This window comes from Streptomyces sp. ATLC9, from assembly GCF_057196705.1.
This window is the reverse complement of record NZ_JBXUOY010000047.1, coordinates 1-26,343: the sequence shown is the minus strand read 5'-3', so window position 1 is coordinate 26,343 and position 26,343 is coordinate 1. Positions and strand designations below refer to the sequence as shown.

The 26,343-nt window shown below is 72.8% G+C and carries 23 protein-coding genes and 3 pseudogenes; 18 read left to right on the top strand and 8 right to left on the bottom strand.

Annotated elements, in window-relative coordinates; translation table 11 throughout:
• The 6 genes and pseudogenes from AC2CJA_RS08030 to AC2CJA_RS08005 form a co-directional block, all read left to right on the top strand.
• Positions 1-166 (top strand): annotated as a pseudogene (locus AC2CJA_RS08030) (RNA-guided endonuclease TnpB family protein); the annotation flags it as partial.
• A gap of 36 nt (positions 167-202) precedes the next feature.
• Positions 203-364: a hypothetical protein gene (locus AC2CJA_RS08025; RefSeq protein WP_484601976.1), complete on the top strand. Its 162-nt coding sequence runs from the start codon at positions 203-205 to the stop codon at positions 362-364.
• Positions 365-375: 11 nt separating this feature from the next.
• The gene (locus AC2CJA_RS08020) at positions 376-960 is read left to right on the top strand and encodes a hypothetical protein (RefSeq protein ID WP_484601975.1); all 585 of its coding nucleotides are present in this window, start codon (positions 376-378) and stop codon (positions 958-960) included.
• Positions 961-1,039: 79 nt separating this feature from the next.
• Entirely contained in the window at positions 1,040-1,744 is a 705-nt protein-coding gene (locus AC2CJA_RS08015) for an ABC transporter ATP-binding protein (protein WP_484601974.1), read from the top strand.
• Positions 1,745-1,895: 151 nt separating this feature from the next.
• Positions 1,896-2,306 (top strand): OB-fold nucleic acid binding domain-containing protein, encoded by a 411-nt coding sequence (locus AC2CJA_RS08010; protein WP_241712698.1) that lies wholly within the window; start codon positions 1,896-1,898, stop codon positions 2,304-2,306.
• A gap of 3 nt (positions 2,307-2,309) precedes the next feature.
• The gene (locus AC2CJA_RS08005) at positions 2,310-3,077 is read left to right on the top strand and encodes a DUF3159 domain-containing protein (protein WP_484601973.1); all 768 of its coding nucleotides are present in this window, start codon (positions 2,310-2,312) and stop codon (positions 3,075-3,077) included.
• A 55-nt stretch (positions 3,078-3,132) separates the two neighbouring features.
• Here AC2CJA_RS08005 and AC2CJA_RS08000 read toward each other — a convergent pair whose 3' ends face one another.
• The 3 genes from AC2CJA_RS08000 to AC2CJA_RS07990 form a co-directional block, all read right to left on the bottom strand.
• A complete protein-coding gene (locus tag AC2CJA_RS08000) occupies positions 3,133-3,825 on the bottom strand; it encodes a potassium channel family protein (RefSeq protein ID WP_484601972.1) in 693 nt (230 codons plus the stop codon).
• Positions 3,822-4,490 carry a potassium channel family protein gene (locus AC2CJA_RS07995; protein ID WP_484601971.1) on the bottom strand — a complete coding sequence of 223 codons (669 nt, stop codon included), beginning with the start codon at positions 4,488-4,490 and terminating at the stop codon, positions 3,822-3,824. Before AC2CJA_RS07995 ends, AC2CJA_RS08000 begins: the two co-directional genes overlap by 4 nt.
• Positions 4,491-4,598: 108 nt before the next feature.
• Entirely contained in the window at positions 4,599-6,743 is a 2,145-nt protein-coding gene (locus AC2CJA_RS07990; RefSeq protein WP_484601970.1) for an MMPL family transporter, read from the bottom strand.
• Positions 6,744-6,839: 96 nt separating this feature from the next.
• Between AC2CJA_RS07990 and AC2CJA_RS07985 the strand changes: the two genes are divergently transcribed.
• Positions 6,840-7,370, top strand: coding sequence for a MarR family winged helix-turn-helix transcriptional regulator (locus tag AC2CJA_RS07985; protein WP_484601969.1), 531 nt, complete (start codon positions 6,840-6,842; stop codon positions 7,368-7,370).
• Here AC2CJA_RS07985 and AC2CJA_RS07980 read toward each other — a convergent pair.
• Positions 7,267-8,979, bottom strand: coding sequence for an SDR family oxidoreductase (locus AC2CJA_RS07980; protein WP_484601968.1), 1,713 nt, complete (start codon positions 8,977-8,979; stop codon positions 7,267-7,269). The two genes, AC2CJA_RS07985 and AC2CJA_RS07980, sit on opposite strands and share 104 nt — an antisense overlap.
• Before the next feature lie 140 nt (positions 8,980-9,119).
• Here AC2CJA_RS07980 and AC2CJA_RS07975 point away from each other — a divergent pair, with 140 nt between their 5' ends.
• The 8 genes from AC2CJA_RS07975 to AC2CJA_RS07940 all read left to right on the top strand — a co-directional run bounded on the left by AC2CJA_RS07975 (position 9,120) and on the right by AC2CJA_RS07940 (position 16,171).
• Positions 9,120-11,186 carry an APC family permease gene (locus tag AC2CJA_RS07975; protein WP_484601967.1) on the top strand — a complete coding sequence of 689 codons (2,067 nt, stop codon included), beginning with the start codon at positions 9,120-9,122 and terminating at the stop codon, positions 11,184-11,186.
• Between the two features lie 67 nt (positions 11,187-11,253).
• The gene (locus AC2CJA_RS07970) at positions 11,254-12,633 is read left to right on the top strand and encodes a class I SAM-dependent RNA methyltransferase (protein WP_484601966.1); all 1,380 of its coding nucleotides are present in this window, start codon (positions 11,254-11,256) and stop codon (positions 12,631-12,633) included.
• Between the two features lie 298 nt (positions 12,634-12,931).
• Complete coding sequence (locus AC2CJA_RS07965; protein ID WP_484601965.1) at positions 12,932-13,126, top strand: ribbon-helix-helix protein, CopG family; 195 nt, start codon at positions 12,932-12,934, stop codon at positions 13,124-13,126.
• Positions 13,123-13,515, top strand: coding sequence for a type II toxin-antitoxin system death-on-curing family toxin (locus AC2CJA_RS07960; RefSeq protein ID WP_484601964.1), 393 nt, complete (start codon positions 13,123-13,125; stop codon positions 13,513-13,515). The genes AC2CJA_RS07965 and AC2CJA_RS07960 overlap by 4 nt, the downstream gene beginning before the upstream one ends.
• A 175-nt stretch (positions 13,516-13,690) precedes the next feature.
• Positions 13,691-13,951, top strand: a complete 261-nt coding sequence (locus tag AC2CJA_RS07955) for a ribbon-helix-helix domain-containing protein (protein ID WP_484601963.1) — start codon at positions 13,691-13,693, stop codon at positions 13,949-13,951.
• Positions 13,948-14,391, top strand: coding sequence for a PIN domain-containing protein (locus AC2CJA_RS07950; protein ID WP_484601962.1), 444 nt, complete (start codon positions 13,948-13,950; stop codon positions 14,389-14,391). Before AC2CJA_RS07955 ends, AC2CJA_RS07950 begins: the two co-directional genes overlap by 4 nt.
• A 238-nt stretch (positions 14,392-14,629) precedes the next feature.
• Complete coding sequence (locus tag AC2CJA_RS07945) at positions 14,630-14,893, top strand: hypothetical protein (protein ID WP_484601961.1); 264 nt, start codon at positions 14,630-14,632, stop codon at positions 14,891-14,893.
• 405 nt (positions 14,894-15,298) lie between these two features.
• Positions 15,299-16,171 carry an NAD(P)-dependent oxidoreductase gene (locus AC2CJA_RS07940; RefSeq protein ID WP_484601960.1) on the top strand — a complete coding sequence of 291 codons (873 nt, stop codon included), beginning with the start codon at positions 15,299-15,301 and terminating at the stop codon, positions 16,169-16,171.
• A 196-nt stretch (positions 16,172-16,367) separates the two neighbouring features.
• Here the strand turns inward: AC2CJA_RS07940 and AC2CJA_RS07935 are convergent, their stop codons facing one another.
• Positions 16,368-16,565: a hypothetical protein gene (locus tag AC2CJA_RS07935; protein ID WP_484601959.1), complete on the bottom strand. Its 198-nt coding sequence runs from the start codon at positions 16,563-16,565 to the stop codon at positions 16,368-16,370.
• Between the two features lie 368 nt (positions 16,566-16,933).
• Here AC2CJA_RS07935 and AC2CJA_RS07930 point away from each other — a divergent pair.
• Positions 16,934-17,101: pseudogene (locus AC2CJA_RS07930) on the top strand (IS5/IS1182 family transposase); the annotation flags it as partial.
• A 12-nt stretch (positions 17,102-17,113) separates the two neighbouring features.
• On the opposite strand, the gene AC2CJA_RS07925 reads toward AC2CJA_RS07930, so the two are convergent.
• From AC2CJA_RS07925 to AC2CJA_RS07915, 3 genes are all read right to left on the bottom strand, one after another.
• Positions 17,114-18,211: an acyl-CoA dehydrogenase family protein gene (locus AC2CJA_RS07925; RefSeq protein WP_484601958.1), complete on the bottom strand. Its 1,098-nt coding sequence runs from the start codon at positions 18,209-18,211 to the stop codon at positions 17,114-17,116.
• Between the two features lie 270 nt (positions 18,212-18,481).
• On the bottom strand, positions 18,482-18,898 hold the full coding sequence (locus tag AC2CJA_RS07920; protein WP_484601957.1) for a YybH family protein: 417 nt from the start codon (positions 18,896-18,898) through the stop codon (positions 18,482-18,484).
• 52 nt (positions 18,899-18,950) lie between these two features.
• Complete coding sequence (locus AC2CJA_RS07915) at positions 18,951-19,328, bottom strand: YybH family protein (RefSeq protein ID WP_484601956.1); 378 nt, start codon at positions 19,326-19,328, stop codon at positions 18,951-18,953.
• Between the two features lie 299 nt (positions 19,329-19,627).
• On the opposite strand from AC2CJA_RS07915, the pseudogene AC2CJA_RS07910 reads away from it, so the two are divergent.
• Together AC2CJA_RS07910 and AC2CJA_RS07905 are read left to right on the top strand one after the other, a co-directional pair.
• Positions 19,628-25,147: pseudogene (locus AC2CJA_RS07910) on the top strand (beta-ketoacyl synthase N-terminal-like domain-containing protein); the annotation flags it as partial.
• Positions 25,148-25,198: 51 nt separating this feature from the next.
• The coding region (locus AC2CJA_RS07905; protein WP_484601955.1) for a beta-ketoacyl synthase N-terminal-like domain-containing protein at positions 25,199-26,343 on the top strand (1,145 nt) is incomplete at its 3' end.

Here is a 26,343-nt window from a genome sequence, read left to right as displayed (position 1 = left end):
GACGTGCGACTGCGGGACGACCCACGACCGGGACGTGAACGCGGCGAAGAACATCCTGGCCGTCGGGCTGACGGCGTCTGTCTGTGGAGCTGGTGTAAGACCTCAACGGAGCACTCCGGGCGGGCAGTCGGTGATGAAGCAGAAAACCCCACGGCGCGAGCCGTAGGAATCCCCCTCCTTCAGGAGGGGGAGGAAGTCAAGGATGTACGTCGTCGGGGTCGCCGGAACGGTGGCGCTGGCGATCGTGGGGATCTTCACCGTCCAGCAGACCGTCGGCGGCAGCAGCAACAACTGCAGCGGCGGAGCGGTCTGCGGCGACGGCAACGACGGCAACCGGGTCGGCGTACCCGGCCAGGGCGAGTGAGACCCCGGGCCATGCCGCGGACCGGACTCGCCGCGGCCTGCCTGCTGCCGTTCTGCCTGGTCCTGGCCGGCTGCACCAGTTGCAGCGACTCGGCCATCTGCGGTGACGACAACGGGCGCAACGTCCTCGGCGGCGGGAGCTCCGGGGAGGCGCGGGAGGACGTACCGGGCGGCCTGCCCGGGGCTCTCGGCGGCAAGGGGGACGGCGGTGGATCCGAGGCGGCGCCCGGGACCGTCCGCTTCTCGGGGGACGTCCTGATCGGCGACGGCTTCGACCTGGACCATGAGCCGCCGGGAAGGCCCCCGTCGGCGGGCTCCGTGACGCACACCGGTACCGACCTGTACTTCTACGCCATATCCATGGGCGGCGTCGCCCCGATGGTGACGACGGCGGAGTGGAGGCAGGAGGGGACGCCCGGCCGGGGGCAGTGCGAGGACCATCTCGCCAGGTTCGCCGTCCAGGGGTCCCCCGTGGAGTGGAGCGGCGAGGGCACCTCCTTCTGCGCGCGCACCGACGAGGGCCGGATCGCCTTCGTCCGGCTGGGCGTGAGGAGCGGGACCGGCCACGCGGCGGACGTCACCGTCTGGGAGAAGTAGCGGAGCTCCGTCCTGCCGCGACGGCCCCCGGGGGCGCTAGGCTCGGCACCGTCCGGCACCGTCCGGAAGGGGAGGCCGTATGGGCGCCGTGGTCGTCGTCGAGGACCTGCACCACTCCCACGGGCCCGCCGCGTCCCCCGTGCTGCGCGGCCTGTCGCTCACCGTCCGGCGCGGCGAACTCGTCGCCGTCACCGGCCTCCCCGGTGCGGGCCGGACGACCCTCCTGGGCCTGGTCGGCGGACTCGGCGCGCCCGTCTCCGGACGGATCACCGTCGACGGGGTGCGACTGGACGGCATGGGGGAGCAGGAGCGGCTGAGGCTGCGCCGCGACCGCATCGGCATCGTCTTCCCCTCGCCGGGGCTGCTGCCGGTCCTCACCGTCGCCGAGAACATCGGCGTTCCGCTGCGGCTGCGCAACATCCCCGCGCGCGAGCGCGACGAGCGCGTCTCCCGGCTGCTGGCCGAGGCATCACTCGCCGAGCTGGCCGGGCGGCGGCCCGACGAGATCGACGGTGCCCAGCGCCAGCGCGTCGCCGTCGCCCGCGCACTGGCCATCCGGCCGGCGCTGCTGGTCGCCGACGAGCCCACCGCGCTGCTCGGCCCCGGCGAGGCGGCCGGGGTGCTGGAGCTGTTGCACACCGCCGTCCGCGCCCGTGACGCCACCGCGCTGGTCGCCACCGGCGACCCCTGGCTGCTGTCCCGCTGCGACCGCGTCCTGGAGCTGCGCGACGGGCGGCTGCGCGAGACCGGCCCGGAACTCCGTCCACTGCAGGCCCGGCCGTGATCCGTGAGCCCGGGGCCGCCGGTGTGCCGGGAGGCCCGACGGATGCGGGGTACGTGGGGGACGCGGGGGGAGGGGGGAGCCTTCGGTCACATCCGGTTCCGGGGCCCTCGGGGGCATTACGGGGGGTGACGGGCGCGGGTAGGCTGGCGGTATGAGTGGCGTTACCCGACTCGAGAGGCAGGGCGGTCGGCTGCGGCGCCTCCTCGGGCGTCTGGCCTCCTCCCAGGAGGACCTGCTCTCCGCCGAACTGAGGCAGGACACCGAGGAGAGCGGCTGCACACGCATCTGCGACTGCGGCGACCGGCAGATCGTCACGGTGACCGGTACGCTGCGCACGGTGACGCAGCGCCCCAGGGCGGGCGTGCCCGCGCTGGAGGCGGAGCTGTTCGACGGATCCGCCCCGCTGGACGTCGTGTGGCTCGGCCGCCGGTCCATCGCGGGCATAGAACCGGGCCGCAGGCTGATCGCCCACGGGCGGATCGCGATGAACCGCGGCCGCCCGGTGCTGTTCAACCCCAAGTACGAGCTGCGACCCATCGGACGGGACAGCGGACAGGAGTAGCGGGTGACCTCTCTCGACAAGCCGGCCGCCGGCGCGGACGGGCCCGGGCCCGAGGCCGGCGCGCCCGGTCCGACGGTCACGGACAAGGCGCTGATGGAGGCGTTCGGCGGAGTGCGCGGCATGGTGGACACCACCGTGCCCGGGCTGGTCTTCGTGCTGGTCTACACGATCAGGCGGGACATCCACCTCGCGGCCGTCGCCGCCCTGGGGCTGAGCGTCCTGCTCGCGCTGGCCCGCCTGGCGCGGCGCGAGACCCTCAAGCACGCCTTCAGCGGCGTCTTCGGGGTCGGGATCGGCGCGGTCTTCGCGATGATGTCGGGCGACGCCAAGAACTTCTACCTGCCGGGGATGCTCTACACCCTGGGGCTGGCGGTCGCCTACTGCCTCTCGGCGATGGTGCGCTTCCCGCTGATCGGGGTGCTGCTCGGGCCGCTGATGCGCGAGAACCTCTCCTGGCGCACCCGCAACCCCGGGCGCCTGGCGGCCTACACGAAGGCGACCTGGGCCTGGGGCATCGTCCTGCTCGCCAAGTCGGCCATCCTCTTCCCGATCTACTTCTGGGGCGACGCCACCCAGCTCGGCTGGGTGAAGGTGGCGCTCGGTATCCCGCCGCTGCTGCTGTGCGTCTACCTGACCTACGTCTTCCTGGCCAAGGCCCCGCCGCCGATCGACGTGATCGCGGAGCTGGAGGCGGAGGAGGCCGCGGAGGCGGAACGGAAGAAGGAGCGGGAACGCGAGCGCGTGGCGGGCGAGGCGCGGACGGACTCCTGAGCCCTTCACGGCCCCGGGGCGGCCGTACGGCGAGGGCGGCGGGGTCCGCCGCCCCTCAGGCTCCGTCCTCCGGCCCCCCTCCCGTCTCCCGCCGCGCCGACAGCAGCTCCTCCAACTGCTCCTCGCGGGACTGGGCGGCGACGAACAGCAGCTCGTCGCCCGGCTCCAGGGAGTCCTCGGGACCCGGGGTGAGGACCCTGCTGCCGCGGATTATCGTCACCAGTGCGGTGTCCTCGGGCCACCGCACGTCGCCCACCCGCGTGCCGGCCAGCGCCGACTCGGGGGGCAGGGTCAGCTCGACCAGGTTGGCGTCGCCCTGGCTGAAACGCAGCAGCCGCACCAGGTCGCCGACGCTGACGGCCTCCTCGACCAGCGCGGACATCAGCCGCGGGGTCGAGACGGCCACGTCGATCCCCCAGGACTCGTTGAACAGCCACTCGTTCTTGGGGTGGTTCACCCGGGCCACGACCCTCGGCACGGCGTACTCCGTCTTGGCCAGCAGGGAGACCACGAGATTGACCTTGTCGTCGCCCGTCGCGGCGATCACGACGTTGCAGCGCTGGAGCGCGGCCTCGTCCAGCGAGGTGATCTCGCAGGCGTCGGCCAGCAGCCACTCGGCCTGCGGTACCTGCTCCACCGAGATGGCGCCGGGCGCCTTGTCGATCAGCAGCACCTCGTGGCCGTTCTCCAGCAGTTCCCCGGCGATGGAACGGCCCACCGCGCCGGCCCCGGCGATCGCGACCCTCATCGTGTCTCTCCCTCGGGACCCCGCGAGAACGCGGCCTCCACGTCGCCGACCCGGTCGCAGCGCATCATCACATGCACCAGATCGCCCTCCTGGATCACCGTGCCGGAGGTGGGCAGCATCGCCTCGCCCAGCCTGGTGATGAAGGCGACCCGGGTGCCCGTCTCCTGCTGGAGGCGGCTCACCCGGTGCCCGACCCAGGCGGTGGAGGCGTGCACCTCGGCGAGCTGGACACCGCCGGTCGGGTCCAGCCACAGCGGCTCCGCCCCCGAGGGCAGGAGCCGCCGCAGCATCTGGTCGGCCGTCCAGCGGACCGTGGCGACGGTCGGAATCCCCAGCCGCTGGTAGACCTCGGCACGGCGGGGGTCGTAGATGCGGGCGGCCACGTTCTCCACGCCGAACATCTCGCGGGCCACGCGGGCCGCGATGATGTTGGAGTTGTCGCCGCTGCTGACGGCGGCGAACGCCCCGGCCTCCTCTATGCCGGCCTCGCGCAGGGTGTCGCGGTCGAAGCCGATCCCCTCCACCCGGCGTCCGCCGAAGGATGATCCCAGGCGGCGGAAGGCCGTCTCGTCCCGGTCGATGATCGCAACCGTGTGACCCCGCTGCTCCAGGGTGCGTGCGAGCGCGGCGCCCACGCGCCCGCAGCCCATGATGACGATGTGCATGAGGCCGCTACCCCGTGCCTTCCTGTGCCGTGACGACCCGGGCCCGCATCGTGCGTCGTCCTTCCCGCCCCGACCGGGGCACCTGCCGATCCGTTCTGCGCCGTAACGCTACCCGGCGTCCGGCGCGGGGCGCCCCTCCCGGTCCCCTCCGGGCGGTGTCACCGTCTCGTCGCGGCGGCCGAGCGCGCTGGGCCACCACACCGCCGGGCCGATGTCCCTGGCGAGGGCCGGGACGAGCAGGGAACGTACGAGAACGGTGTCCATGAGTACGCCGAAGGCGACGATGAAGGCGATCTGCACCAGGAAGGACAGCGGGATCACCACCAGCGCCGCGAAGGTGGCGGCCAGCACCACCCCGGCCGAGGTGATCACGCCTCCGGTGGCGGTCAGGCCCTTGAGCACGCCCATCCGGTTGCCGTGCAGCAGGGTCTCCTCGCGGACCCGGGTCATCAGGAAGATGTTGTAGTCGACCCCGAGGGCGACCAGGAACACGAATCCGTACAGCGGGATGGAGGGGTCGGTGCCGCTGTAGCCGAGGAGGCCCTCGAAGACCAGGGCGGCGATGCCCAGGGTGGCCAGGAAGTTCAGGGCCACGGTCGCCACCAGCAGCACGGGCATCACCACCGACCGCAGCAGTCCGATCAGGATGACCAGGATGATCACCAGGACGACGGGGATGATCAGCGCGCGGTCCTCGCGGGCGGTCTCACGGGTGTCGAGCTGCTGGGCGGTGTAGCCGCCGACCAGGGCGTCGGCGCCGTCCACGGCGTGCACCCGCTCCCGCAGCCGCTCGACGGTGTTCAGGGCCGCGTCGGAGTCGGCTCCGGCCGACAGGGTGGCCTGGACGCTCACCCGGCCGTCGACGACCAGCGGCTCGCCTTCGCCGGGGCGGCCCGAGGAGGTGACCGGGGCGGCCGAGACCACGCCCTCGGTGTCCTGCGCGGCGGCGGTGACCTCCCGCACCCGGCCGGCGTCCGCGATGATCACGGCGGGGTTGCCGGAACCGCCGGGGAAGTGCTCGTCGAGCTTCTCCTGGGCGGTGACGGACTGGGCCCCGCCGACGAAGATCTCCTTGGTCGGCACGCCGGTGGACGACAGGGTCGGGAAGAACGCCGCGGCGATGGCCAGGCCCGCCAGCGACACCGCCCACACCCGGCGCGGAGAGCGGTCCACCAGAGCCGCCACCCGGCCCCACACACCCCGGGCGGCCGACGGGTCGGAGGGGTCCGCGGGCGGCTTGGGGCGGGCGGGCCAGTACGCGGACCGGCCGAGCACCGCCAGCACCGCGGGCAGGAAGGTCAGGGCGCTGAGCATCGCGCAGGCGATGCCGATGGCGCCGACCGGGCCCAGGGCCTGGTTGTTGCGCAGATCGCTCAGCAGCAGGGCCAGCAGGCCCAGGGCGACGGTGGAGCCGCTGGCGACGATGGCTCCCAGGGAGCGGCGCAGCGCGGTCCGCGCGGCGCCCAGGCGGTCGCCGCGGTGGGCGAGTTCCTCGCGGAAGCGGGCCGACAGCAGCAGCCCGTAGTCGGTGGCGGCGCCGATGACCAGGATGAACAGGATGCCCTGCACCTGGCCGTCCACCCGTACGACGTCCCGTTCGGCCAGGAGGTAGACGATCGCGGTGGCCAGTGAGAGGGCGAAGACCGAGCCGAGGATGATCGCCAGCGGCAGCAGCACGCTGCGGTAGACCAGCAACAGGATCAGCAGAACCACGCTGAGCGCCACGCCCAGCAGCAGCCCGTCGATCCCGGCGAACGCCTCGGACAGGTCGGCCCGGGTGGCGGCCGGACCCGCGACGTAGGCCCCGGTGCCCTCCACCTGTCCGGCGGTCTCCAGGATGGCGTCGACGACGTCGCCCATCCCCTCGTCGAGGTCGGAGGAGAGCGGCAGGACGGCCTGCAGGGCCTCGCCGTCCTGGGAGGGCTGCACGGGTGAGGGGCGGCCGGCGACGCCGGGGGCCCGGGCGAGCTCGGCCAGCGCCTGCTCGGCCTGCTGCCGCTGGCCGGCGTCGATGCCGCCGTCGTCGGCCTCCCAGACGACGATGGCGGGCACGGTCTCGGAGGTCTGGAAGTCCTCCTGCGCCTCGATCACCCTGGTCGACTCGGCGCTCTCGGGCAGGAAGGAGGCCTGGTCGTTGGTCGAGACCTCGCTGATCTTCCCGGCGTACGGGCCGAAGGCGCCGCCCACCGCCAGCCAGACGACGATCAGTGCGGCGGGCACCAGCCACCTGAGGACACGTGGTGTGGGTTTCATGGACTCCCCTGAGCCGAAGGACGTGGGCACCGCCTGCGCGGGCATAAATCTTTCTCGTTGAGAAGCTTTACGATCGAGACTGTATATCGTGGGGGAGTGCGTGACTCAGACGACCCCACCGGCGGCCCCACCGAGCTCCCCGCCGACCCCGCCGGCGGCCCGACCGGGCTCCAGGCGTTCGCCGTGCTGCTGCGCCGCATGAACGGCGAGTTCAGCCGTATGGCGCACGACTTCGCCCAGTCCCACGGCCTGCACCCCACCGACGTCCAGGCCCTGGTGGAGATCCTGGACGGCGATCGGGACGGGCCCGTCACCCCCGGGCTGCTGCGCGAACGCCTCCAGCTCACCTCCGGCGCGGTCACCGCCTGCCTGGACCGCCTGGAGCGCGCGGGCCACATCCGGCGCACCCGGGACTCGGCCGACCGCAGAATCGTCCACCTCCACTACGCCTCCCGGGGCCGGGAGGTGGCCCGCGAGTACTTCCGCCCTCTCGCGCACGCCACCGACACCGTGCGGCAGCGCTTCAGCGACGCCGAGCTCCGCTCCGTCGTGCGCTTCCTGGCAGCCATGAACGAGGAGCTGGCCGCGCTGCGCCGCCACCCGGAGGGGGACCCGCCCCGGAGGTGACCGCGCGCCGCCGCCCGACGCCCGCGGCCCCCGCCGCGGCCGCCGAGGCGATGTTGCGCGCCATTCCGCCGAACACCACCGCGTGGAACGGCGAAACGCCCCACCAGTACGCCTGCCCCAGCAGTCCGTGCGGGTGGAACAGCGCCCGCTGCCGGTAGACGGTTACCCCGTCCGGGCCCCGGTCCACCCTCAGCTCCAGCCAGGCCAGCCCCGGCAGGCGCATCTCCGCCCGCAGCCGCAGCAGCCGCCCCGGCTCGATCTCCTCCACCCGCCAGAAGTCCAGCGAGTCGCCCGCCCGCAGCCGCTCGGCGTCCCGCCGTCCCCGCTGCAGTCCGATCCCGCCCACCAGCCGGTCCAGCCAGCCGCGCACCGCCCAGGCCAGCGGCGCGGAGTACCAGCCGTTCTCACCGCCGATGCCCTCGATCACCCGCCACAGCGCCTGAGGCGAGGCGGCGACGGTGCGCTCGCGCTCGTCGGTGTAGAGGCTGCCGCCCGTCCAGTTCGGGTCGGTGGGCAGCGGATCGCTGGGCGCGCCGGGGACGGACGCCGAGGACCACCGGGTGGCCACCTCCGCGTTCTTGATCCGCTTCAGCGCCAGCCGCAGCGCCTGGTCCAGACTATTTAGACCACCGGGCGGGTCGGGGATGTGGCGGGCGATGTCGTGCTCGGCGCAGACCACCTCGTGCCGCAGCGACTCCGCCAGCGGCCGGGCCAGTGCGCGCGGGACGGGGGTGATCAGACCGATCCAGTGGCTGGACAGGGTGGGGGAGAGCACCGGCACCGGGACGATGACCCGCCTGGGCAGCCCGGCCACCGCGGCGTAGCGCTGCATCATGTCGTGGTAGGTGAGGATCTCCGGGCCTCCGATGTCGAAGGCCCGGTTCACCTCGGGCGGCAGTGACGCGCAGCCGACCAGGTAGCGCAGCGCGTCGCGCACCGCGATCGGCTGGAGCCGGGTGCGCACCCAGCTCGGGGTGACCATCAGCGGCAGCCGCTCGGTCAGATAGCGCAGCATCTCGAACGACGCCGAACCCGAACCGATGATCACCGCCGCCCGCAGCACGGCCGTCGGCACGCCCGAGTCCAGCAGCAGCCGCCCCACCTCGGCGCGGGAGCGCAGATGCGGGGAGAGCTCCTCCTCGGGCACACCGGCCGGGGTCAGCCCGCCCAGGTAGACGATCCGGCCCACCCCGGCCGCCCGCGCCTGTTCGCCGAAGATCCGCGCGGCCTCGCGGTCGGTGCTCTCGAAGCGGGAGCCGCCGCCCATGGAGTGCACCAGGTAGTAGGCGACGTCCATGCCCTCCATCGCCGCGCGCACCGACGCGGCGTCGGTGACGTCGCCGCGCACCACCTCCGCCCGCCCCGCCCAGGGATGGTCGCGCAGCTTGGCCGGGGTGCGGGCCAGGCAGCGCACGGTGTGGCCCGCCGCCAGCAGCTCGGGCACCAGCCGGCCGCCGATGTAGCCGGTGGCCCCGGTGACCAGGCAGCGCGGCGGCCGGCCCGCAGGCCCTCCCTCCCCCCCGCCCGTGCCCCCGTCCCCGCCGGTACCGCCGGTGCGGTCCCTGCCGCCGTCGCCGCCGTCCATCTCCCGGCCCGTCCTCTCCGTCATACGGCCATGCTTGGCCCCGTCTTCCCCTCCCGCAACTCGCGGGGGGAGCCGCTCGGGAAGCGCCTTCCCGCCGTGACCTGCCGCACTCGGTCCCGACGGCGGTTGGGTGGGCCGGCCAGGGGAGGCTTACGATCCTCTGCGTGTCCAAGCTGACCGACGTGTCCAAACGGATCCTGATCGGCAGTGCGCTGCGCAGCGACCGGCTCACCCAGACGCTCCTGCCCAAGCGCATCGCCCTTCCGGTCTTCGCCTCCGACCCCCTGTCGTCGGTCGCGTACGCACCGGGCGAGGTCCTGATGGTGCTCTCCATCGCCGGGTTCTCCGCCTACCGCTTCGGGCCGTGGATCACCCTCGCCGTCGTCGTGCTCCTGTTCGTGGTGGTGGCGTCGTACCGGCAGAACGTCCGCGCCTACCCCTCCGGCGGTGGCGACTACGAGGTCACCACCGTCAACCTCGGCCCCCGCGCCGGCCTCGCCGTGGCAGGCGCCCTGCTGGTGGACTACGTCCTGACGGTGGCGGTGTCGGTCGCCGCCGGGGTGGAGAACCTCGCCTCGGCCGTCCCGTTCGTCTCCGAGAACAAGACCGGTACGGCGGTGGCGGTCATCGCGCTGCTGACCGTGCTGAACCTGCGCGGCGTGCGCGAGTCCGGCACGATATTCGCCGCCCCCACCTACCTCTTCGTCGCCTGCGTCCTGGGCACCGTCGCCTGGGGCGCCTTCCGCGGCCTGGTCCTGGGTGACGAGATGTCGGCCCCCAGCGCCGGATACGAGGTCAGCGCCGAAACCGCGGAACTGACCGGCTTCGCCCTGCTCTTCCTGCTCCTGCGGGCCTTCTCCTCCGGCTGTGCCGCTCTCACCGGCGTCGGTGCCATCAGCAACGGCGTCCCCGCCTTCCGCCGTCCCAAGAGCCGCAACGCCGCGACCACCCTGGCGCTGATGGGCGGCCTGGCCGCCGCCATGTTCGGCGGCATCGTCGCCCTGGCCCTGGCCACCGGCGTGAAGATGTCCGAGACGCCCGCCACCGACATCCTCATCGACGGCCGCCCCGCCGGCCCCGACTACCACCAGGACCCGGTCATCGCCCAGGTCTCCGCGGCCGTCTTCGGCAACGGCTCGCTCCCCTTCCTCCTGGTCGCCGCGGCCACCGCGCTCATCCTCTTCCTGGCCGCCAACACCGCCTACAACGGCTTCCCCGTGCTCGGCTCGATCCTCGCCCAGGACCGCTACCTGCCCCGCCAGCTGCACACCCGCGGCGACCGGCTGGCCTTCTCCAACGGCATCGTGCTGCTGGCGGTCTTCGCGGGCGTACTCGTCCACGCCTACGACGCCGACTCCACCCGGCTGATCCAGCTCTACATCGTCGGCGTCTTCGTCTCCTTCACCTTCAGCCAGACCGGCATGGTCCGGCACTGGAACCGCCACCTCGCCCGGGAGACCGAACCCGCCGCCCGCCGCCGGATGAAGCGCTCCCGCGCCATCAACGCCTTCGGCGCCTTCTTCACCGGCCTGGTCCTGGTGGTGGTGCTGGTCACCAAGTTCAGCCACGGCGCCTGGGTCGCCCTCATCGGCATGGCGCTCTTCTACGCGATGATGACCGTCATCCGCCGCCACTACGACCGGGTCTCCGAGGAGCTGGCGCTGCCGGCCGAGGCCGGGCGGGAGGAGATGGCCAGGCCCTCGCGGGTGCACTCCATCGTCCTGGTCTCCAAGGTCCACCGGCCGACGCTGCGGGCGCTGGCGTACGCCAAGATGATGCGCTCCGACGTCCTGGAGGCCCTCAGCGTCAACGTCGACCCCGAGGAGACCCGCGCCCTGTTCGAGGAGTGGAACCGGCGCGGCATCGACATCCCGCTGAAGACCCTGGACTCCCCCTACCGCGAGGTCACCCGGCCGGTCGTGGAGTACGTCAAGGACCTGCGCCGCAGCAGCCCGCGTGCCGTGGTCAGCGTCTACATCCCCGAATACGTCGTCGGCCACTGGTACGAGCAGCTCCTGCACAACCAGAGCGCCCTGCGCCTCAAGGGCCGCCTGCTGTTCACCCCCGGCGTGATGGTCACCTCCGTGCCCTACCAGCTGGAGTCCTCCGAGCGGGCCCGGCTGAGGGCGCGCAGGCGCTCCGAGTGGAGCGCGCCAGGCGCGGTGCGCCGCGGCCCCGCCGGGCCCGCCCGGACCGCGGACCGGGGAGAGGGCGACGGGCGGGAGGAGTGACCCGGGCGGACCGGTAGGCTGGAGGACTGCCGTCCATGCGCCCCGCCGTCCGTTGGAGCCGCTCCCCATGCCCCCCGCAACACCCCCCGCCGCGTCCCCCGAAACCGCACCGTCGCTGGTGGGCCGGGAGTACGAGGTCGAGATCGGTCCGGTCGCGCACGGCGGCCACTGCATCGCCCGCACCGAGGAGGGGCGGGTGCTGTTCGTGCGCCACGCCCTGCCCGGCGAGCGGGTCGTCGCGAAGGTGACCGAGGGCCGGGAGGACTCCCGCTTCCTGCGCGCCGACGCCGTCGGGATCCTGGAGCCGTCCAAGGACCGCGTCGAGGCGCCCTGTCCCTTCGCCGGCCCCGGCCTGTGCGGCGGCTGCGACTGGCAGCACGCCGCCCCCGGAGCCCAGCGGCGGCTGAAGGCATCCGTCGTCGCCGAGCAGCTGACGCGGCTGGCGGGGTTCACGGCCGAGGACGCCGGCTGGGACGGCACCGTCGAGCCCGCCCCCGGCGACAAGGTGCCCAGGGGCGAGGTCCCGGGCTGGCGCACCCGCGTCCACTACAGCGTGGACGACGAGGGCCGCGCAGGGCTGCTGCGCCACCGCTCCCACGAGGTGCAGCCGATCGACCGCTGTCTGATCGCCGCTCCCGGGGTGAGCGAACTGGGTGTCGAGAAGCGCCTGTGGCCGCGGATCGCCACCGTCGACGCGACCGCCGCCACCGGCTCCGGCGACCGCCAGATCCAGCTCACCCCCCGTCCCGGCGGACGCCTGCCCCTGGTGGAGCTGGACCGCCCGGTGTCGGTGCTGCGGGGCGAGGAGCCCCGCGGGCGCGGCGCGGAACGCGGCGGCGAGCGGGCCGTGCACCGGGTGCACGGCCGCCCCTTCGTCCGCGAGCGCGCCATCGGCCGCACCTGGAGGATCAGCGCGGGCGGTTTCTGGCAGGTCCACCCCAAGGCCGCCGAACTGCTGGTCGAGGCGGTGATGACCGGCCTGACGCCGCGCAAGGGCGAGATGGCCCTCGACCTGTACTGCGGCGCCGGGCTGTTCGCGGGCGCCCTGGCCGAGCGCGTCGGGGAAAAGGGCGCGGTGCTCGGTATCGAGTCCTCCAAGCGCGCGGTGGAGGACGCCCGCCACAACCTCGCCGACCTCGACCGTGTCCGCGTCGAGCGCGGCAACGTCGAGCAGGTCCTGCCGCGCACCGGCATCACCGAGGCCGACATCGTCGTCCTCGATCCGCCACGCTCCGGCGCCGGGCGCAAGACGGTGCGGCAGGTTGCCTCCCTCGGCCCGCGCCGGATCGCCTACGTCGCCTGCGACCCGGCCGCACTCGCCCGCGACCTGGCCTACTTCCGCGAAGAGGGCTACGTCCCGCACTTCCTGCGGGCCTTCGACCTGTTCCCGATGACCCACCACGTGGAGTGCGTCGCCGTCCTCAAGCCCGCCCCGAAGCACTCCTGACCTGCGGTTTTGTTGCTGTGGTGGGTTGCTCGACCTGTTTCCCTCCGTGCAGCGGGTTCGAGCGGACGGATCACTCTTGTAGCTCGCTGACCTGCGGATTCGTGAGCGAGGTGCCCGCATCGGCGACGCCTTCAGAGGGTCGTTCGGAGATTCGTGACGCTCGGATGACGCTCGAAGCGGAAGTCTCTGCCGCGCCGCCGCAGGCGATGCGAGTGACCATTGCGGCCCCACTTTCCTTGGAGGCCGAGAACGCGGCCCGACCGCACCACTTTGATACCGGTCAGGTATCATCTCTTGTATGGCGATGACTCTCCGACTCCCCGACGACCTTGACGCGAAGCTCACCGAGCGGGCTCGCCGGGAGGGCCGCAGCAAGCAGGAACTTGCCATTGAGGCCATCCGTGACGCTCAGAACCGGGCCGAGCTGAAGGTCGACGACGTCTTGGCCGAGCTCATGGACAGCGATGCAGGGATCCTGGACTACTTGAAGTGACCGGCGTCCGCTACGTCCAGACCGACGAGATCCTGGCCATCGCCCGCGCGGTCAACGGGACCGACCACAGTGTGCGTGACCTGGGCCTTCTGGTGTCGGCGACCGAGCGTCCCCGGACGAACGTGTTCGGTGCCGAGTTGTATCCCACGCTGCACGAGAAGGCTGCGGCACTGCTGCACTCCGTCGCCCGCAATCACGCGCTGATCGACGGCAACAAGCGCACCGCCTGGCTCGCCATGCGTGTCTTCCTGCGCTTCAACGGCGTCAGCGCCAGTACTGTCCCGCCGCCCGTCCCCGTTGCCGGCCCGTTCGTCGAGGACGTCGCGCAGGACAACATCGATGTACCGGCCATTGCCAAGCGCCTCTCGACCTGGTTCCCCATCTCCTGACGTTCGGCATCGTGTGGTGCGGGACGAAAAGAGGCTCCTCGGGCGCACCTGCTCTCCGGACTCCGGGCTCTTGGCCTACCGGGAGCAGATGACGTCGTCGGCGACGGTCGCGCCGTGCACAGGCGCTGGCCGCAGAAGGTGTGCGCTACCGTGGTACATGTGCTACTCATGGTACATGTCTATGAAGCGAACCAATGTCTACGCCGATCCGGAAGATCTCGCGATCATCAAGGAGGCCGCGAAGCGGCGCGGCGTCAGCGAGGCCGAGATCATCCGCCAGGGCATCCACCTGGCGGCCATGGCCAACCGTGTCTGGGACGAGCCTCTCTTCTCCCGTACTTTCCGGGGGGCGGGTCGTACTCCCGGCAAGAGCGAGGTGCGTGACACCGTCGCCGACGCCGTGAGGCGCGAGACCGGGTCCGGGACCGTCGCGTGATCATCGTCATCGCGGACACTTCTGGGCTCCTCGCGGCGCTCGACTCCGCCCATCCTGAGCATCACGCGTCGAACGAGGCGATCATGGCCGCGGGACTCCTGGTGATGTCCCCACTGCTGCTCGCGGAGATCGACCACGTCGCCACGCGCGAGCTCGGCCGTGAAGCGGCGCTCAGCGCGGTCGACGACATCCGGCATTGGACGCGTCGAGGCCGCGTCGCCCTGCCCGAGATCACGGAAGATCATCTGGGTGTCGCCCAGTCGGTGCGTGCCCGGTATCGCGACCTGGACCTGGACCTCGCAGATGCGGTGAATGTGGCTCTCGCCGCCGAGTACGACACCGACGCCGTCCTCACGCTCGGCCGTCGCGATTTCCGGGCTGTGCGCCCGCTGGGCCGGCACAAGGCGTTCCGGGTCCTGCCCGACGACCTTCCGCTCTGACGCCGGGGGCTGCCTGGCCGTGTCGTCGATCCCGTGGGCCGCGACGCTCGTTTGACGCTCACGGTGCCCGTGGCCTCCCAGGAGGGTAGGAAAACCCGTCCGGCCTGCGTTTTCTCGGGCGCGGTTCCGGCCGAGGTTTTTCCGATGACCCGCCACGTGGAGTGCGTCGCCATCCTCAAGCCCGCGCCGAAGCGCTCCTGACCTGCGGTCCTTCAGCGAAGCGCCCCTCTACCGCAGCGTGTACACGTACGCGGGCAGCCGGGGGCGCCTGACCATCGAGCCTGCCTTCACGCCACCCGCGGACCACGTCCCGTCGCTCCGCCTGGAGCGGGGCGGCGACAGCACGGAGGTACGGCCGGCCGCCGAGGGCCAGGTCGCCCAGTCCGTCGCGGCGTTCGTGGCCGCCGTGCGCGGCGGGGTGTCACCTGATGTGGCCGCGCTCCGGCAGGCGGCTCTGCTGGAGGCGATCGGCACACGGGCTGCTGCCGAGGCAGGGCCATGACCGGTCTCACCGCGGACTGAAAGGTTCACGGCATACCAACCGGCGCCCTGTCAGGGGAAGTTGACCTGACCACCGGTGGTGAGCAGCGGTATTGGCGCGGCGACGTCGCAGACCTGTGCCCAGGAGGATGCGGCGGCCGTCCGCGCAGCCATGCCCGGAGCGCGTCGGCGGCGCGGTCCGGGGAGCACACCGGTCCGCTCACCCCCGCCGGCCACATCCTCGTCTGCGCGCAGGGCCGTTGACTGCGATTGACCGAGAGTGTCCGTGCCAGGCCCGGTCCGCGGTGCCGATCTTCACCTCCGACTAAATAGAGCGATCGTGCTAGAACTGTGCTACTTTTGCCGGGCGCTCAGTAGATCGCTCGTTCCTTCAGTGACACAGCAGACCAACGGAGGCCTTTCCGCAATGAGCAGCAACCAGTCCGTCACCGTCATCGGGCTCGGCCCCATGGGACAGGCGATGGTCAACACCTACCTCGACAACGGATACGAGGTCACCCTCTGGAACCGCACCGCCTCCCGGGCCGATGATCTGGTGGCACGGGGCGCCGTCCTCGCCAAGAGCGTGGAGGACGCCGTCAAGGCCAACGAGCTGGTGGTCCTGAGCCTGACCGACTACGAGGCCATGTACGCGGTCCTGGAGCCGGCGGCCGACGTGGTGTCGGGCCACGTCTTCGTCAACCTCAGCTCCGACACCCCGGAGAAGACGCGCGCCGGTTCCCGCTGGATCACCGAGCGCGGCGGCACCCACCTCACCGGGGGTGTGACGGTCCCGCCCGCCGGTATCGGCAAGCCCGAGTCGAAGACCTTCTACAGCGGTCCCCGTGCCGCCTTCGACAAGCACCGCGCCACTCTGGAGATCCTCACCGGCACTGACTTCCGCGGCGAGGAGCCGGGGCTCGCGGCCCTGATGTACCAGATCGGCATGGCGATGTTCTGGCCGTCGATGCTCAGCTACTGGCAGGCGATCGCCCTCGCCGAAGCCAACGGCCTGAAGGCGGCGGACATCCTGTCCCACGCCAACGACACCATGCTCGCCATGCCGCACTTCCTCGGCTTCTATGCCGAGCGCATCGACGCCGGCAACCACGAGGGCGACGTCGACCGCCTGGCGATGGGCCTGGCGAGTGTGGAGCACGTCATGCACACCATCGGTGACGCGGGCGTGGACACCTCGTTCCAGGCCGCGGCGGTGGACCTGTTCCGCCGCGCGATGGACGCCGGCCACGCGGCCGACAGCTTCTCCAGCATCGTCGAGCTGCTGCGCAAGCCCGCATGACGCCCTGAGCGTTCGCCGTACGCCCAGCGGACACCCCCATGGTCCCTCCGGCCACGGACGACGGCGCCGGAGGGCCTCGGCACGAGCAGGTCCGAGGAAGAGGCGTGAGGAAGAGGCGCCGCGCGCGCCGCGTGTTCCGCACGCGGCCGGGTGCGGCGCCTCTTCGCCGAGCGGGGCAGACGAGGCCGCTGCGGTGTCAGGCCCGCGCGGCCGGATCCGCAGGGGTCAGGCGGGCCAGGGCCGCCCCCATGCGGTTGTGCAGCCCGTGGCACAGCGCCAGGTGCCGCTGCCCGTCGCGGGTGATGTCCAGCCGCCGCGGATCCGCGTACTTCTCCGGGTCGTTGTTGGCGGATTGCAGGCCGGCCACGGCGGGGGTGCCTGCGGATATGCGCACGCCGCCACCTGACGCGGCGTGGACGCGCCCATCGCCAGCCGGCGTACCCGCGTGTGGTCCGGCGGGTCGAGGACGGTGAGGACACGGCCGATCAGCGCACCCGCGCCAAAGACCGTCCCGGAGCGGCGGGACGCCTCACCGCCCCAGGCCTCGCCGTCGTTGCTGAGCCGTTGGTCGCTCAGCAGGGCCTTGACGTCGTCGTAGCGGGGCAGGAAGACCATCGGCACATCACCGACGGGGAAGCGGAACCAGTGGACCGGGTCGTGCACCCGCAGCCGGTCGTAAACCGAGTACGGGTCGCGGTGGTAAGAGCGTGTCCTATGTGGTGGTCGGCTCGGTGGGCCGGGCATGGGAAGTAACCGGTGGGGGCGGAGCGTTCCGGACTGCCCCTCGTGGTCGGCGTCTCAACCGGCAACACCCACGACAGCCAGGCCCTGAAGCCGATGCCGGCCGGCCTCCACACGAGACACGACCCGGGCCGAGGCCGCGACTACACCTTCGGCGAGCTCCACGCCGCCAAGGCCCACGACAACCCTGCGAGGGACGGCTCAGATGTAGTCGGTGCCAGGTTCAAGGCCGAGCAGCACACGGCCGTGCGCCTCCAGGGAGCCGGTGGGGGCCAGCAGCCCGTGCAGCGACAGCGCCGCGATGTCGCGGAAGGCACGCTGGAAATGGTTGCCGCGCACGATGGTGGAGGCGGAGCTGATGTCGTACAGCATCTGCACGGCCGCCTTGGTGGCCTCCACCACGTAGCCGACCTGACCGCGGACCGCCGCCTTCTCCTCGACAGTCATCTTCTGGCCGCGGTCGGCGCGCTCCTGGATGACGCGCAGCCAGTCCTCGGACAGTGCCTCGCAGGCGGCGATCTGGTTCGCCACGCGCCCCACCGTGATCTGGGTGTGAGGGTGTTCGCGCTGGTCGGTCCAGTTGGTGTAGGTGATGGGCTTGCCGGCGGCCCGCTCGGTGAACAGACCGAGCGCGGAGCGGGCGACACCCAGGTACACGGGGGCGCAGGTGGCCAGAATGTAGCTGAGCAGGTTGTAGTTGCGTCCCTTGACCTCGGCGTTCCAGCGGTCACCGGTGGAGGCCTCGTACACCGAGGTGTCGACGACGCGGTGCGTGGGGACGAAGACGTCCTTCGCGGTGGAGGTGGCGCTGCCGGTGCCCGCCGCGCCGAAGACGTCCCAGTCGTCGGCGACGGTGATGTCCTCGGTCGGCACCAGCGCGAACAGCTCCTCGTGCCGGCCGTCGGCGTGCTCGGCCACCGCCGCGTGGATGTTCCACTGGGCTCCGGGTACACCGGTGTTGAACCGCCAGCTGCCGTTGAGCCGGTAGCCGCCCTCGACGGGGGTGAGCGTGCCGGACGGGGTGAAGCCGCCGGAGACCCGCACCGAGCCGTCCGCGAAGACCTCCTTCTGGGCCCGGTCGGGGTAGAGGCTGGCGATCCAGGCGCTGGAGACCCACACCATGGACACCCAGCCGGTCGAGGCACAGCCCCGGGAGATCGAGGCGAGGATCTCCGCCTGCTCGGCCACCGGCAGGTCGAGTCCGCCGAACCGCTCGGGCACCGCCATGCGGAAAACGCCGGCCTTTTCGAGGAGTTCGATGTTCTCGTCGACTATCCAGCGCCTTTGCTCGGTTTCCACCCCGTTGCGACGAAGGATGGGGACCGCGTCCCCTACCGCGTCGAGGATGTTCTGTGCTTCCGCGCCGAGCCGGGTCATTATTCCTCCGATGGAAAGTCATCTGATTCCGCGGGCCTGGTTTCCCCCATTCGCGGCAACGCCACCGTAGGCGGGGCGTGGAACCGGCCGCTCATTGCGCGGCAACAGGGCATCCACCGGCCGGGCCACGAAGAACCCCCGGGCCGCTGGGGGGAGCGGGCCCGGGGGTCGCCGACGGGGGCGGTCGCCGCGTTACTCAGGGAGCAGGCTCCCGGCGACCGGGCGGTCGATGGCCATCAGCCACCGGCCGTCCTCACCCCGGCGCAGCACGTCCGTGCAGGTTCCCTCCAGATGCATCGGCCTGCCGTCCTGGTCGGTGCCGTCGATGGTGAAGCGCACTCCGATCAGGGCGACGTCGCCGGCCACCCACGAGTGGGTGACCTCGGCCTGGAGCTTGGGTTTGGTGGCGAGGAACTCCTTGAAGAAACTCCGCCGGGCGGCGCCGGTCAGCGGCCGGCCGGAGAAGTTGGAGATGGAGTCCGCGCGGTAGAGCCGGTCGAACAGCTCGCCGTCACCGGAGTTGAAGACCTGCAGGAAGATCTCGTTCTGCGTGTCGGTGTCGGCGGTCAGGTCGGGCTTGTCGAAGTCGATGTCGACGGTGAAAGTCATGGCTGGAGAACCTCGGGTCGCCTCGTAGGGTCTTTGGGCCGGGTGGTGCGGGTCACTTCTCGCCGTACGGGTCGTCGATGGCGTACCGCCAGTTGCCGTCCGTGCCGCGGCGCAGAACGTCGAGGCCGACGCCTTCCAGGTGCTCGGTGCCGCCCTCCTCGTCGGTGGTGTCGATGGTCCAGTCGACGACCAGCAGGGCGGTGTCGTCCGTGACGAACGACTGCCGCGGCACCGCCGTCATCCGCGGCCTGCGGGACAGGAAGTCACGGACGGAGTCGGTGCGGGCCCGACCGGTCAGCGGCACACCGGGCTCCCAGACCGCGACCGCGTCCTCGGTGTACATCGCGTTCACCGCGTCCACGTCGCCGGCGTTGAACGCCTCCACGTACAGGGCGGTGTGCTTCTCGACATCGTGGGTGAGTCGTGCCATGTTCGTCATTTCCCTCTCTCCCGAAGTGGCCAGACATCGTCAATTTCACAGATCCCGCCGGGACGGTAACGAAAGCGGGACAACCGGCCGCCCACTGACAGGTAATCGCCGGCCACGGGCAGCGGTGTTCCGCCGGATTACCGGAAGGTGATCGGCCCGCGATTGGATGACCAGGGCGGGAATAGCGGGAGTTCGCTGCCGCGAGGAAGCGGAAGGCGAAAACGCGGAAGCCGCCTCGGTCCGTGCCGCATCGGAGAACACATACTTCACACCGGGAGCTGAGCACCATGGCGGGTGAGGAAAGACTTCGCGACTACCTCAGGCGAGCCATCGTGGAGGCCCGTGAGGCACGTGACCGGTTGCGCGAGGTGGAGGACAGACAGAGCGAGCCGATCGCCATCGTCGGAATGGCCTGCCGCTTCCCGGGGGGCGTCACCTCCCCGGCCGACCTGTGGCGGCTGGTCGCCGACGGGGCCGACGCCGTGACCCCGTTCCCGGACAACCGGGGGTGGGACCTGGACCGCCTGTACGACCCCGATCCGGAGCGGCTGGGAACCAGCTACAGCAGGGAAGGCGGGTTCCTGCACGACGCCGACCGTTTCGACCCGCAGTTCTTCGGCATGTCGCCCCGGGAGGCGTCGACCACCGACCCGCAGCAGCGGCTGCTGCTGGAGACGGCCTGGGAGGCACTGGAGCGGGCGGGCGTCACCCCGCGGGGCCTGCGGGGCAGCCGCACCGCGGTGTTCACCGGCGTCATGTACAACGACTACGGCTCCCGGCCCGGCCTGCCGGCCCGCAACGCCGAGGGATACCTGTTCAGCGGCAGTGCGGGCAGCATCGCCTCGGGGCGGGTGGCCTACACGTTCGGGTTCGAGGGGCCGGCCGTGTCGGTGGACACCGCCTGCTCGTCGTCGCTGGTCGCCCTGCACCTGGCGGCGCGCTCCCTGCGCGCGGGCGAGTGCGCCCTCGCGCTGGCGGGCGGCGCCACGGTGATGGCGACGCCCGTGGCGTTCACCGAGTTCTCCCGGTTGCGGGGGCTGGCGCCGGACGGGCGGATCAAGTCGTTCGCGGAGGCGGCCGACGGCACCTCGTGGTCGGAGGGCGTGGGTGTCCTGGTTCTGGAGCGTCTCTCCGAGGCCCGGCGCAACAACCATCCGGTGCTGGCCGTGCTGCGTGGTTCGGCCGTCAACCAGGACGGGGCGAGCAACGGTCTGACGGCGCCCAGCGGTCCGGCGCAGGAGAGGGTCATCCGGCAGGCGCTGTCCGACGCGGGTCTGGAGCCGGCCGAGGTGGACGCGGTCGAGGCCCACGGCACCGGCACGCGGCTGGGTGACCCGATCGAGGCGCAGGCCCTGCTGAACACCTACGGCCGCTCGCGGCCCGCCGGCCGGCCCCTGCACCTCGGTTCGCTCAAGTCCAACATCGGCCATGCTCAGGCGGCTTCCGGGGTCGGCGGTGTGATCAAGATGGTGGAGGCGATGCGGCACGGTGTCCTGCCCCGCACCCTGCACGTCGACCGGCCCACTTCGATGGTCGACTGGAGCTCCGGCGCCGTACAGCTGCTGACCGAACCGCGCGACTGGCCCGACACCGGGCGCCCCCGGCGCGCCGCCGTGTCCTCCTTCGGCTTCGGGGGCACGAACGCGCACGTGATCCTGGAGGAGGCGCCCGCGGCCGATCCGGCCGACGCCTCCGCCGCGCCCGCCGTCCGTCCGCTGCCGGCCGTGCCCTGGCTGCTGTCCGCCGCGTCCGAAACCGCGCTGCGCGCCCAGGCCCGGCGCCTGCTCGACCACCTGGCGACCCGCCCGGCCCGCGCCCTGGACATCGCCCACTCCCTCGCCACCACCCGCACGGTCTTCCGCCACCGGGCCGTGGTGCTCGCAGCCGACCCGGACGCCCTGGTCGCGGGTACACGGGCGCTGGCGGAGGGCCGTACCGCGCCCGGCACGACGCGGGGGGAGGCCACCGCCGGGGGCAGGACCGCCTGGCTCTTCACCGGGCAGGGTGCGCAGCGCGTCGGCATGGGACAGGAGCTGTACGACGCCTTCCCGGCCTACGCCCGTGCCTTCGACGAGGTCGCCGCCGCGCTCGACGCGCACCTGGACCGGCCGCTCGGCGAGGTACTGCGCACCGGGCACCGTCTGGACGAGACCGCCGTGACCCAGCCCGCGCTGTTCGCCGTCGAGGTGGCCCTGTACCGGCTGCTGGAGTCGCTCGGCGCCGTACCCGACGTCTTGGCCGGGCACTCCGTCGGCGAGCTGGCCGCCGCCCACGTCGCCGGCGTCCTCGACCTCGCGGACGCCGCCGCACTGGTCGCCGCCCGGGGCCGGCTCATGCAGAGCGCCCCGCCCGGTGGCGCCATGATCGCCGTGCAGGCCACGGAGGAGCAGGTCGCAGCCCTGCTTGACGGGCACGCCCATCACCTGGCCGTCGCCGCTGTCAACGGACCCCGCTCGGTGGTCCTGGCCGGCGACAGCGAGGCCGCCGAGGAGGTGGCGGGACGGCTGCGCGCGTCGGGGCACCGCACGAGCCGGCTGGCCGTCAGCCACGCCTTCCACTCCCCGCACATGGACGGCGTCCTCGACGAGTTCCGCGAGGTCGCCACCGGGCTGACCTATCGCGAGCCGCGCATCACGGCCGTCTCCACGGTCACCGGAGAGGCCGTCACAGAGGGGCAGTGGTCGTCGCCCGAGTACTGGGTCGAGCAGATCCGGCGGCCCGTCCGCTTCCTTGACGCGGTGCGCACCATGGAGGCGACGGGTGTCACCGCCTTCCTGGAGGTGGGCCCGGACAACGTCTGCGCCGCCCTGGCCGCCGGCTGCCTGCGCGAACCCGAGGGCAGGACGACGGTGGCCGCGCTGCGCCGCGACCGGGCCGAGGCCCCCTCGCTGCTGTCGGCCCTGTCCGAGGTGTTCGTGCGGGGCGACGCCGTGCACTGGGCCGCTCTCTTCGACGGCACCGGGGCCCGGACGGTGGACCTGCCGACGTACGCCTTCGACCAGGAGCGCCACTGGCTGGAACCGGTGACCGACACCGTTGCCCCGCCGACCGCGGGACACCCGCTGCTGGGGCCGGCCACCGTCGTCGCCGGGTCCGGGGCGGTGCTGTTCACGCGGCAGGTCTCCGCACGCACGGTTCCCTCGTCGCTGCGGCACACCGTGCTCGGCACGGACGTCGTCGCCGCCTCCGCGCTCGTCGAACTCGCTCTGCGCGTCGCCGACGAGACCGGTCGCGCGGGCATCGACGCGCTACACCTGCGAGCGCCGCTGGTGCTGTCGGCCGACGGCACGGTGGAGATCCAGGTCCGCGCGGGCCGATCGCGGCCGGACGGCGGGCGTGACCTGACCGTCCACTCCCGGCCGGTGGCCGCGGCACCCCACGGGGGCGACGACGCCCCGTGGCTCCTGCACGCCGAGGGCGTCCTCGCTCCGGACGGCCCGGCCGCGTCCCGGGGCACCGGAGCAGACCCATCCGGCGGGACGGAGATCCGGTTGCCCGGCGAGCAGGCCGACGACGCCGAGAGGTACGGCATTCATCCCGCCCTCCTCGACGCCGCCCTGCACTCCCTCGTCCACCCGCCCGTCCCGGATCACGTTCCCGTCCCGGTCGAGTGGCGCGGCGTACGGCTGCACGCCACCGGCGCCACCGCCGTGCGCGCCGCCGTCACCGAGCGGGCGCCGGGCACCGTGTCCATACGGCTCACCGATCCCGCCGGGCGGCTCGTCGCCACGGCGGACTCGGTCGGCTTCCGCGACGTCCCGGCGGAGGAGTTCCGCGCCGTGTCCGGCGTCGGAGGCCGACTGCTTGTGGACGTGGAGTGGACTCCGGCCGCCACCGTGGCCGGTCACGTGGCGGACGTGGAGGCCGGCGCGTCGCCGATGAGCTGGGGGGTGCTGCGCGCGGGTGCGGACGACGGAGCCGCGGCTGTCGCGCCCGCAGGGCTGTCCGGTCCGTATCCGGATGTGGACGCCACACTGTCCGGCGGGGCGGACGCGGAGGCCGTGGTCCTGCCCTGCCCGACGCCGGATCCGGCGGACGCCGCGGCCCACGCGGCGCGCCTGCTGGGCACGGTGCGGGCCTGGCTGGCGGACGAACGGTCCGCCGGGCGGCCGTTGACCGTGCTCACCCGCGGTGCGGTGGCCGTGCAGGGGGCGGAGCCCCCCGAGCCGGGACGGGCCGCGCTGTGGGGGATGCTGCGATCAGTGCAGGCCGAGGCGCCCGGGCGGCTCATGCTGGTGGACACCGACGGTGAGGTCTCTGCCGCGACGCTCTCCACCCTGTGGGCCCTCGGCGAGCCGGAGGCCGCCCTGCGCGCCGGCACGGTCCTGACACCGCGCCTGCGGCGTCTGCCGACCGCCGGGCCGTCCGCGGCACCGGCCCGGGAGTCGGCGGGTACGGTGCTGCTCACCGGTGCCACCGGGCCGCTCGGCGCCGCGCTCGCCCGGCACCTGGCCGCCCGTCAGGGGGCCGGCCGGCTGCTGCTCACCGCGCCGGACGCGCGGCGGGCCGAGGCGATGACCGCGCTGACGGCCGAACTCGGCGCCCGGGGCGCCGAGGTGACGGTGGCCGTGTGCGACGTGACCGACCCGGCGGCCGTCGCCGGCCTGCTGGCGTCCGTCCCCGCCGCGCATCCGCTGACCGGTGTCGTGCACGCGGAGGGTGCTCCCGCCGCCGGTGTCCACTCCGAAGGCTCCCCGGCCTGGCAGGAGGCGCTGCGAACGGCTGTCGGCGGTGCGTGGGTGCTGCACCGGGCCACGCAGGAGACGGACCTCGCGGTGTTCGCGGTCTGCTCGGACGCCGTCGGGCTGCTCGGCGGACCGGGTCGGTCCGGCTCCGCCGCGGCCGCGGCCTTCGCCGACGGCCTGGCCAGGCGACGCAGGGCCGAGGGCCGGTCGGCGACCGCCTTCGCCTGGGGGCCCTGGCAGAGTGACGACGGCGAAGGAGACCGGGGGCCCGCCGAGGCCCGGCCCGCAGGGCTCCGGCCGCTGCGGTCGGCGGACGCTCCGGCCCTGTTCGACCGCGCGCTGGCCGCGGACACCCCGGCGCCGATCGCGGTGGCACTGGACCCGACCGAAGCCGAGGGGGCGGGGAAGACCGGTGACTCCGCCCCCACGCCGACCGGCAGGACCGACGGTCCGCCGAGCACTTCCACCGACCGGGCGGGCACCCCGCCGCGCCTGCCCCGCCTGCTGGCCTCCCTGACCGCGCCCGCACCCGTCCGGCCGCGGGCGCGGGCCGCTTCGGACACCGTCGCCCCGTTCGCGGAACGGCTCGCCGGACTGCCGGCGGCGGAACGGGAGCGCCGGACGCTGGAACTGGTCCGCGCCGAGGTCGCCGCGGTCCTGGGACACGCGTCCGTGGACACGATCGAGCCGGAGCGGCCGTTCCAGGAGCTCGGATTCGACTCGGTGACCGCGGTCGAGCTGCGCAATCGGCTCAGCGCCGCCGCGGGCGCGCCGCTGCCCGCCACCGCCGTCTTCGACCGTCCGACACCGGCCGCGCTCGCCGCCTTGCTGGACGAGCTGCTGGTCCCGGCGGACAGCGGCGCCCCCGCACAGGAGCTCCGGGACGGCCTGGACCGGCTGGAGGCCCTGCTCGCCGCACCTCCCGCGGACGCGACGCGGCGAGCGGAGATCGCCGAGCGACTGCGGGCCCTCGCCGCCACCCTGCACGCCCCCGAGTCCGCCCCGGCGAACGCTCCCGGGCACACCCCGCCCGGTCCGGCCGACGGCGCGGAGACCGAGGCGGCGATCGGTGCGGCATCGGCCGACGAGCTCTTCTCCTTCATCGACTCCGCGCTCGGCCGGTCCACCCCCTGACACCTGCCCGAGCACACCCCCCTCACCCGTGTCGAGGAGAATCGATCACGCATGTCCCACGAGACCACCGAAGAGAAGCTCGTCGACTATCTCAAGTGGGTCACCGCCGACCTGCACAAGGCCCGGCAGCGTATCGCCGAGCTGGAGGCCGGTGCGGCCGAACCCGTCGCCATCGTCGGAATGGCCTGCCGCTTCCCGGGTGGCGTCGCATCCCCGGCCGACCTGTGGCGGCTGGTCGCCGACGGGGCCGACGGCATCTCGCCGTTCCCCGGCGATCGGGGGTGGGACCTGGACCGCCTGTACGACCCCGACCCCGACCGGCCCGGCACCACTTACACCAAGGAAGCCGGATTCCTGCACGACGCCGCTCTGTTCGACGCCCCCTTCTTCGGCATCTCGCCCCGGGAGGCGCAGGCCATGGACCCGCAGCAGCGGCTGCTGCTGGAGACGGCCTGGGAGGCACTGGAGGACGCGGGCCTCGATCCGGCGACGCTGCGGGGCAGCGCGACCGGCGTCTTCGCGGGCGTGATCGAGCAGAGCTACCTCGGTCTGGACGGCCCGCGAGACCTGGAGGGCCATCTGCTCACCGGGCGGCTGTCCAGCGTGGCGTCGGGGCGGGTGGCCTACACGTTCGGGTTCGAGGGGCCGGCCGTGTCGGTGGACACCGCCTGCTCGTCGTCGCTGGTCGCCCTGCACCTGGCGGCGCGCTCCCTGCGCGCGGGCGAGTGCGCCCTCGCGCTGGCGGGCGGCGCCACGGTGACGGCCACCCCGAGCGGTTTCGTCGACTTCGCCCGGTTGCGGGGGCTGGCGCCGGACGGGCGGATCAAGTCGTTCGCGGAGGCGGCCGACGGCACCTCGTGGTCGGAGGGCGTGGGTGTCCTGGTTCTGGAGCGTCTCTCCGAGGCCCGGCGCAACAACCATCCGGTGCTGGCCGTGCTGCGTGGTTCGGCCGTCAACCAGGACGGGGCGAGCAACGGTCTGACGGCGCCCAGCGGTCCGGCGCAGGAGAGGGTCATCCGGCAGGCGCTGTCCGACGCGGGTCTGGAGCCGGCCGAGGTGGACGCGGTCGAGGCCCACGGCACCGGCACGCGGCTGGGTGACCCGATCGAGGCGCAGGCCCTGCTGAACACCTACGGCCGCTCGCGGCCCGCCGGCCGGCCCCTGCACCTCGGTTCGCTCAAGTCCAACATCGGCCA

Excerpts from the sequence above, each read along its gene's own strand:
- AC2CJA_RS08025 (WP_484601976.1), top strand. The coding sequence starts at position 203 with ATGTACGTCGTCGGGGTCGCCGGAACGGTGGCGCTGGCGATCGTGGGG.
- AC2CJA_RS08020 (WP_484601975.1), top strand. The coding sequence starts at position 376 with ATGCCGCGGACCGGACTCGCCGCGGCCTGCCTGCTGCCGTTCTGCCTG.
- AC2CJA_RS08015 (WP_484601974.1), top strand. The coding sequence starts at position 1,040 with ATGGGCGCCGTGGTCGTCGTCGAGGACCTGCACCACTCCCACGGGCCC.
- AC2CJA_RS08010 (WP_241712698.1), top strand. The coding sequence starts at position 1,896 with ATGAGTGGCGTTACCCGACTCGAGAGGCAGGGCGGTCGGCTGCGGCGC.
- AC2CJA_RS08000 (WP_484601972.1), bottom strand. The coding sequence starts at position 3,825 with ATGAGGGTCGCGATCGCCGGGGCCGGCGCGGTGGGCCGTTCCATCGCC.
- AC2CJA_RS07995 (WP_484601971.1), bottom strand. The coding sequence starts at position 4,490 with ATGCACATCGTCATCATGGGCTGCGGGCGCGTGGGCGCCGCGCTCGCA.
- AC2CJA_RS07990 (WP_484601970.1), bottom strand. The coding sequence starts at position 6,743 with ATGAAACCCACACCACGTGTCCTCAGGTGGCTGGTGCCCGCCGCACTG.
- AC2CJA_RS07980 (WP_484601968.1), bottom strand. The coding sequence starts at position 8,979 with ATGACGGAGAGGACGGGCCGGGAGATGGACGGCGGCGACGGCGGCAGG.
- AC2CJA_RS07970 (WP_484601966.1), top strand. The coding sequence starts at position 11,254 with ATGCCCCCCGCAACACCCCCCGCCGCGTCCCCCGAAACCGCACCGTCG.
- AC2CJA_RS07965 (WP_484601965.1), top strand. The coding sequence starts at position 12,932 with ATGGCGATGACTCTCCGACTCCCCGACGACCTTGACGCGAAGCTCACC.
- AC2CJA_RS07955 (WP_484601963.1), top strand. The coding sequence starts at position 13,691 with ATGTCTATGAAGCGAACCAATGTCTACGCCGATCCGGAAGATCTCGCG.
- AC2CJA_RS07940 (WP_484601960.1), top strand. The coding sequence starts at position 15,299 with ATGAGCAGCAACCAGTCCGTCACCGTCATCGGGCTCGGCCCCATGGGA.
- AC2CJA_RS07920 (WP_484601957.1), bottom strand. The coding sequence starts at position 18,898 with ATGACTTTCACCGTCGACATCGACTTCGACAAGCCCGACCTGACCGCC.
- AC2CJA_RS07915 (WP_484601956.1), bottom strand. The coding sequence starts at position 19,328 with ATGGCACGACTCACCCACGATGTCGAGAAGCACACCGCCCTGTACGTG.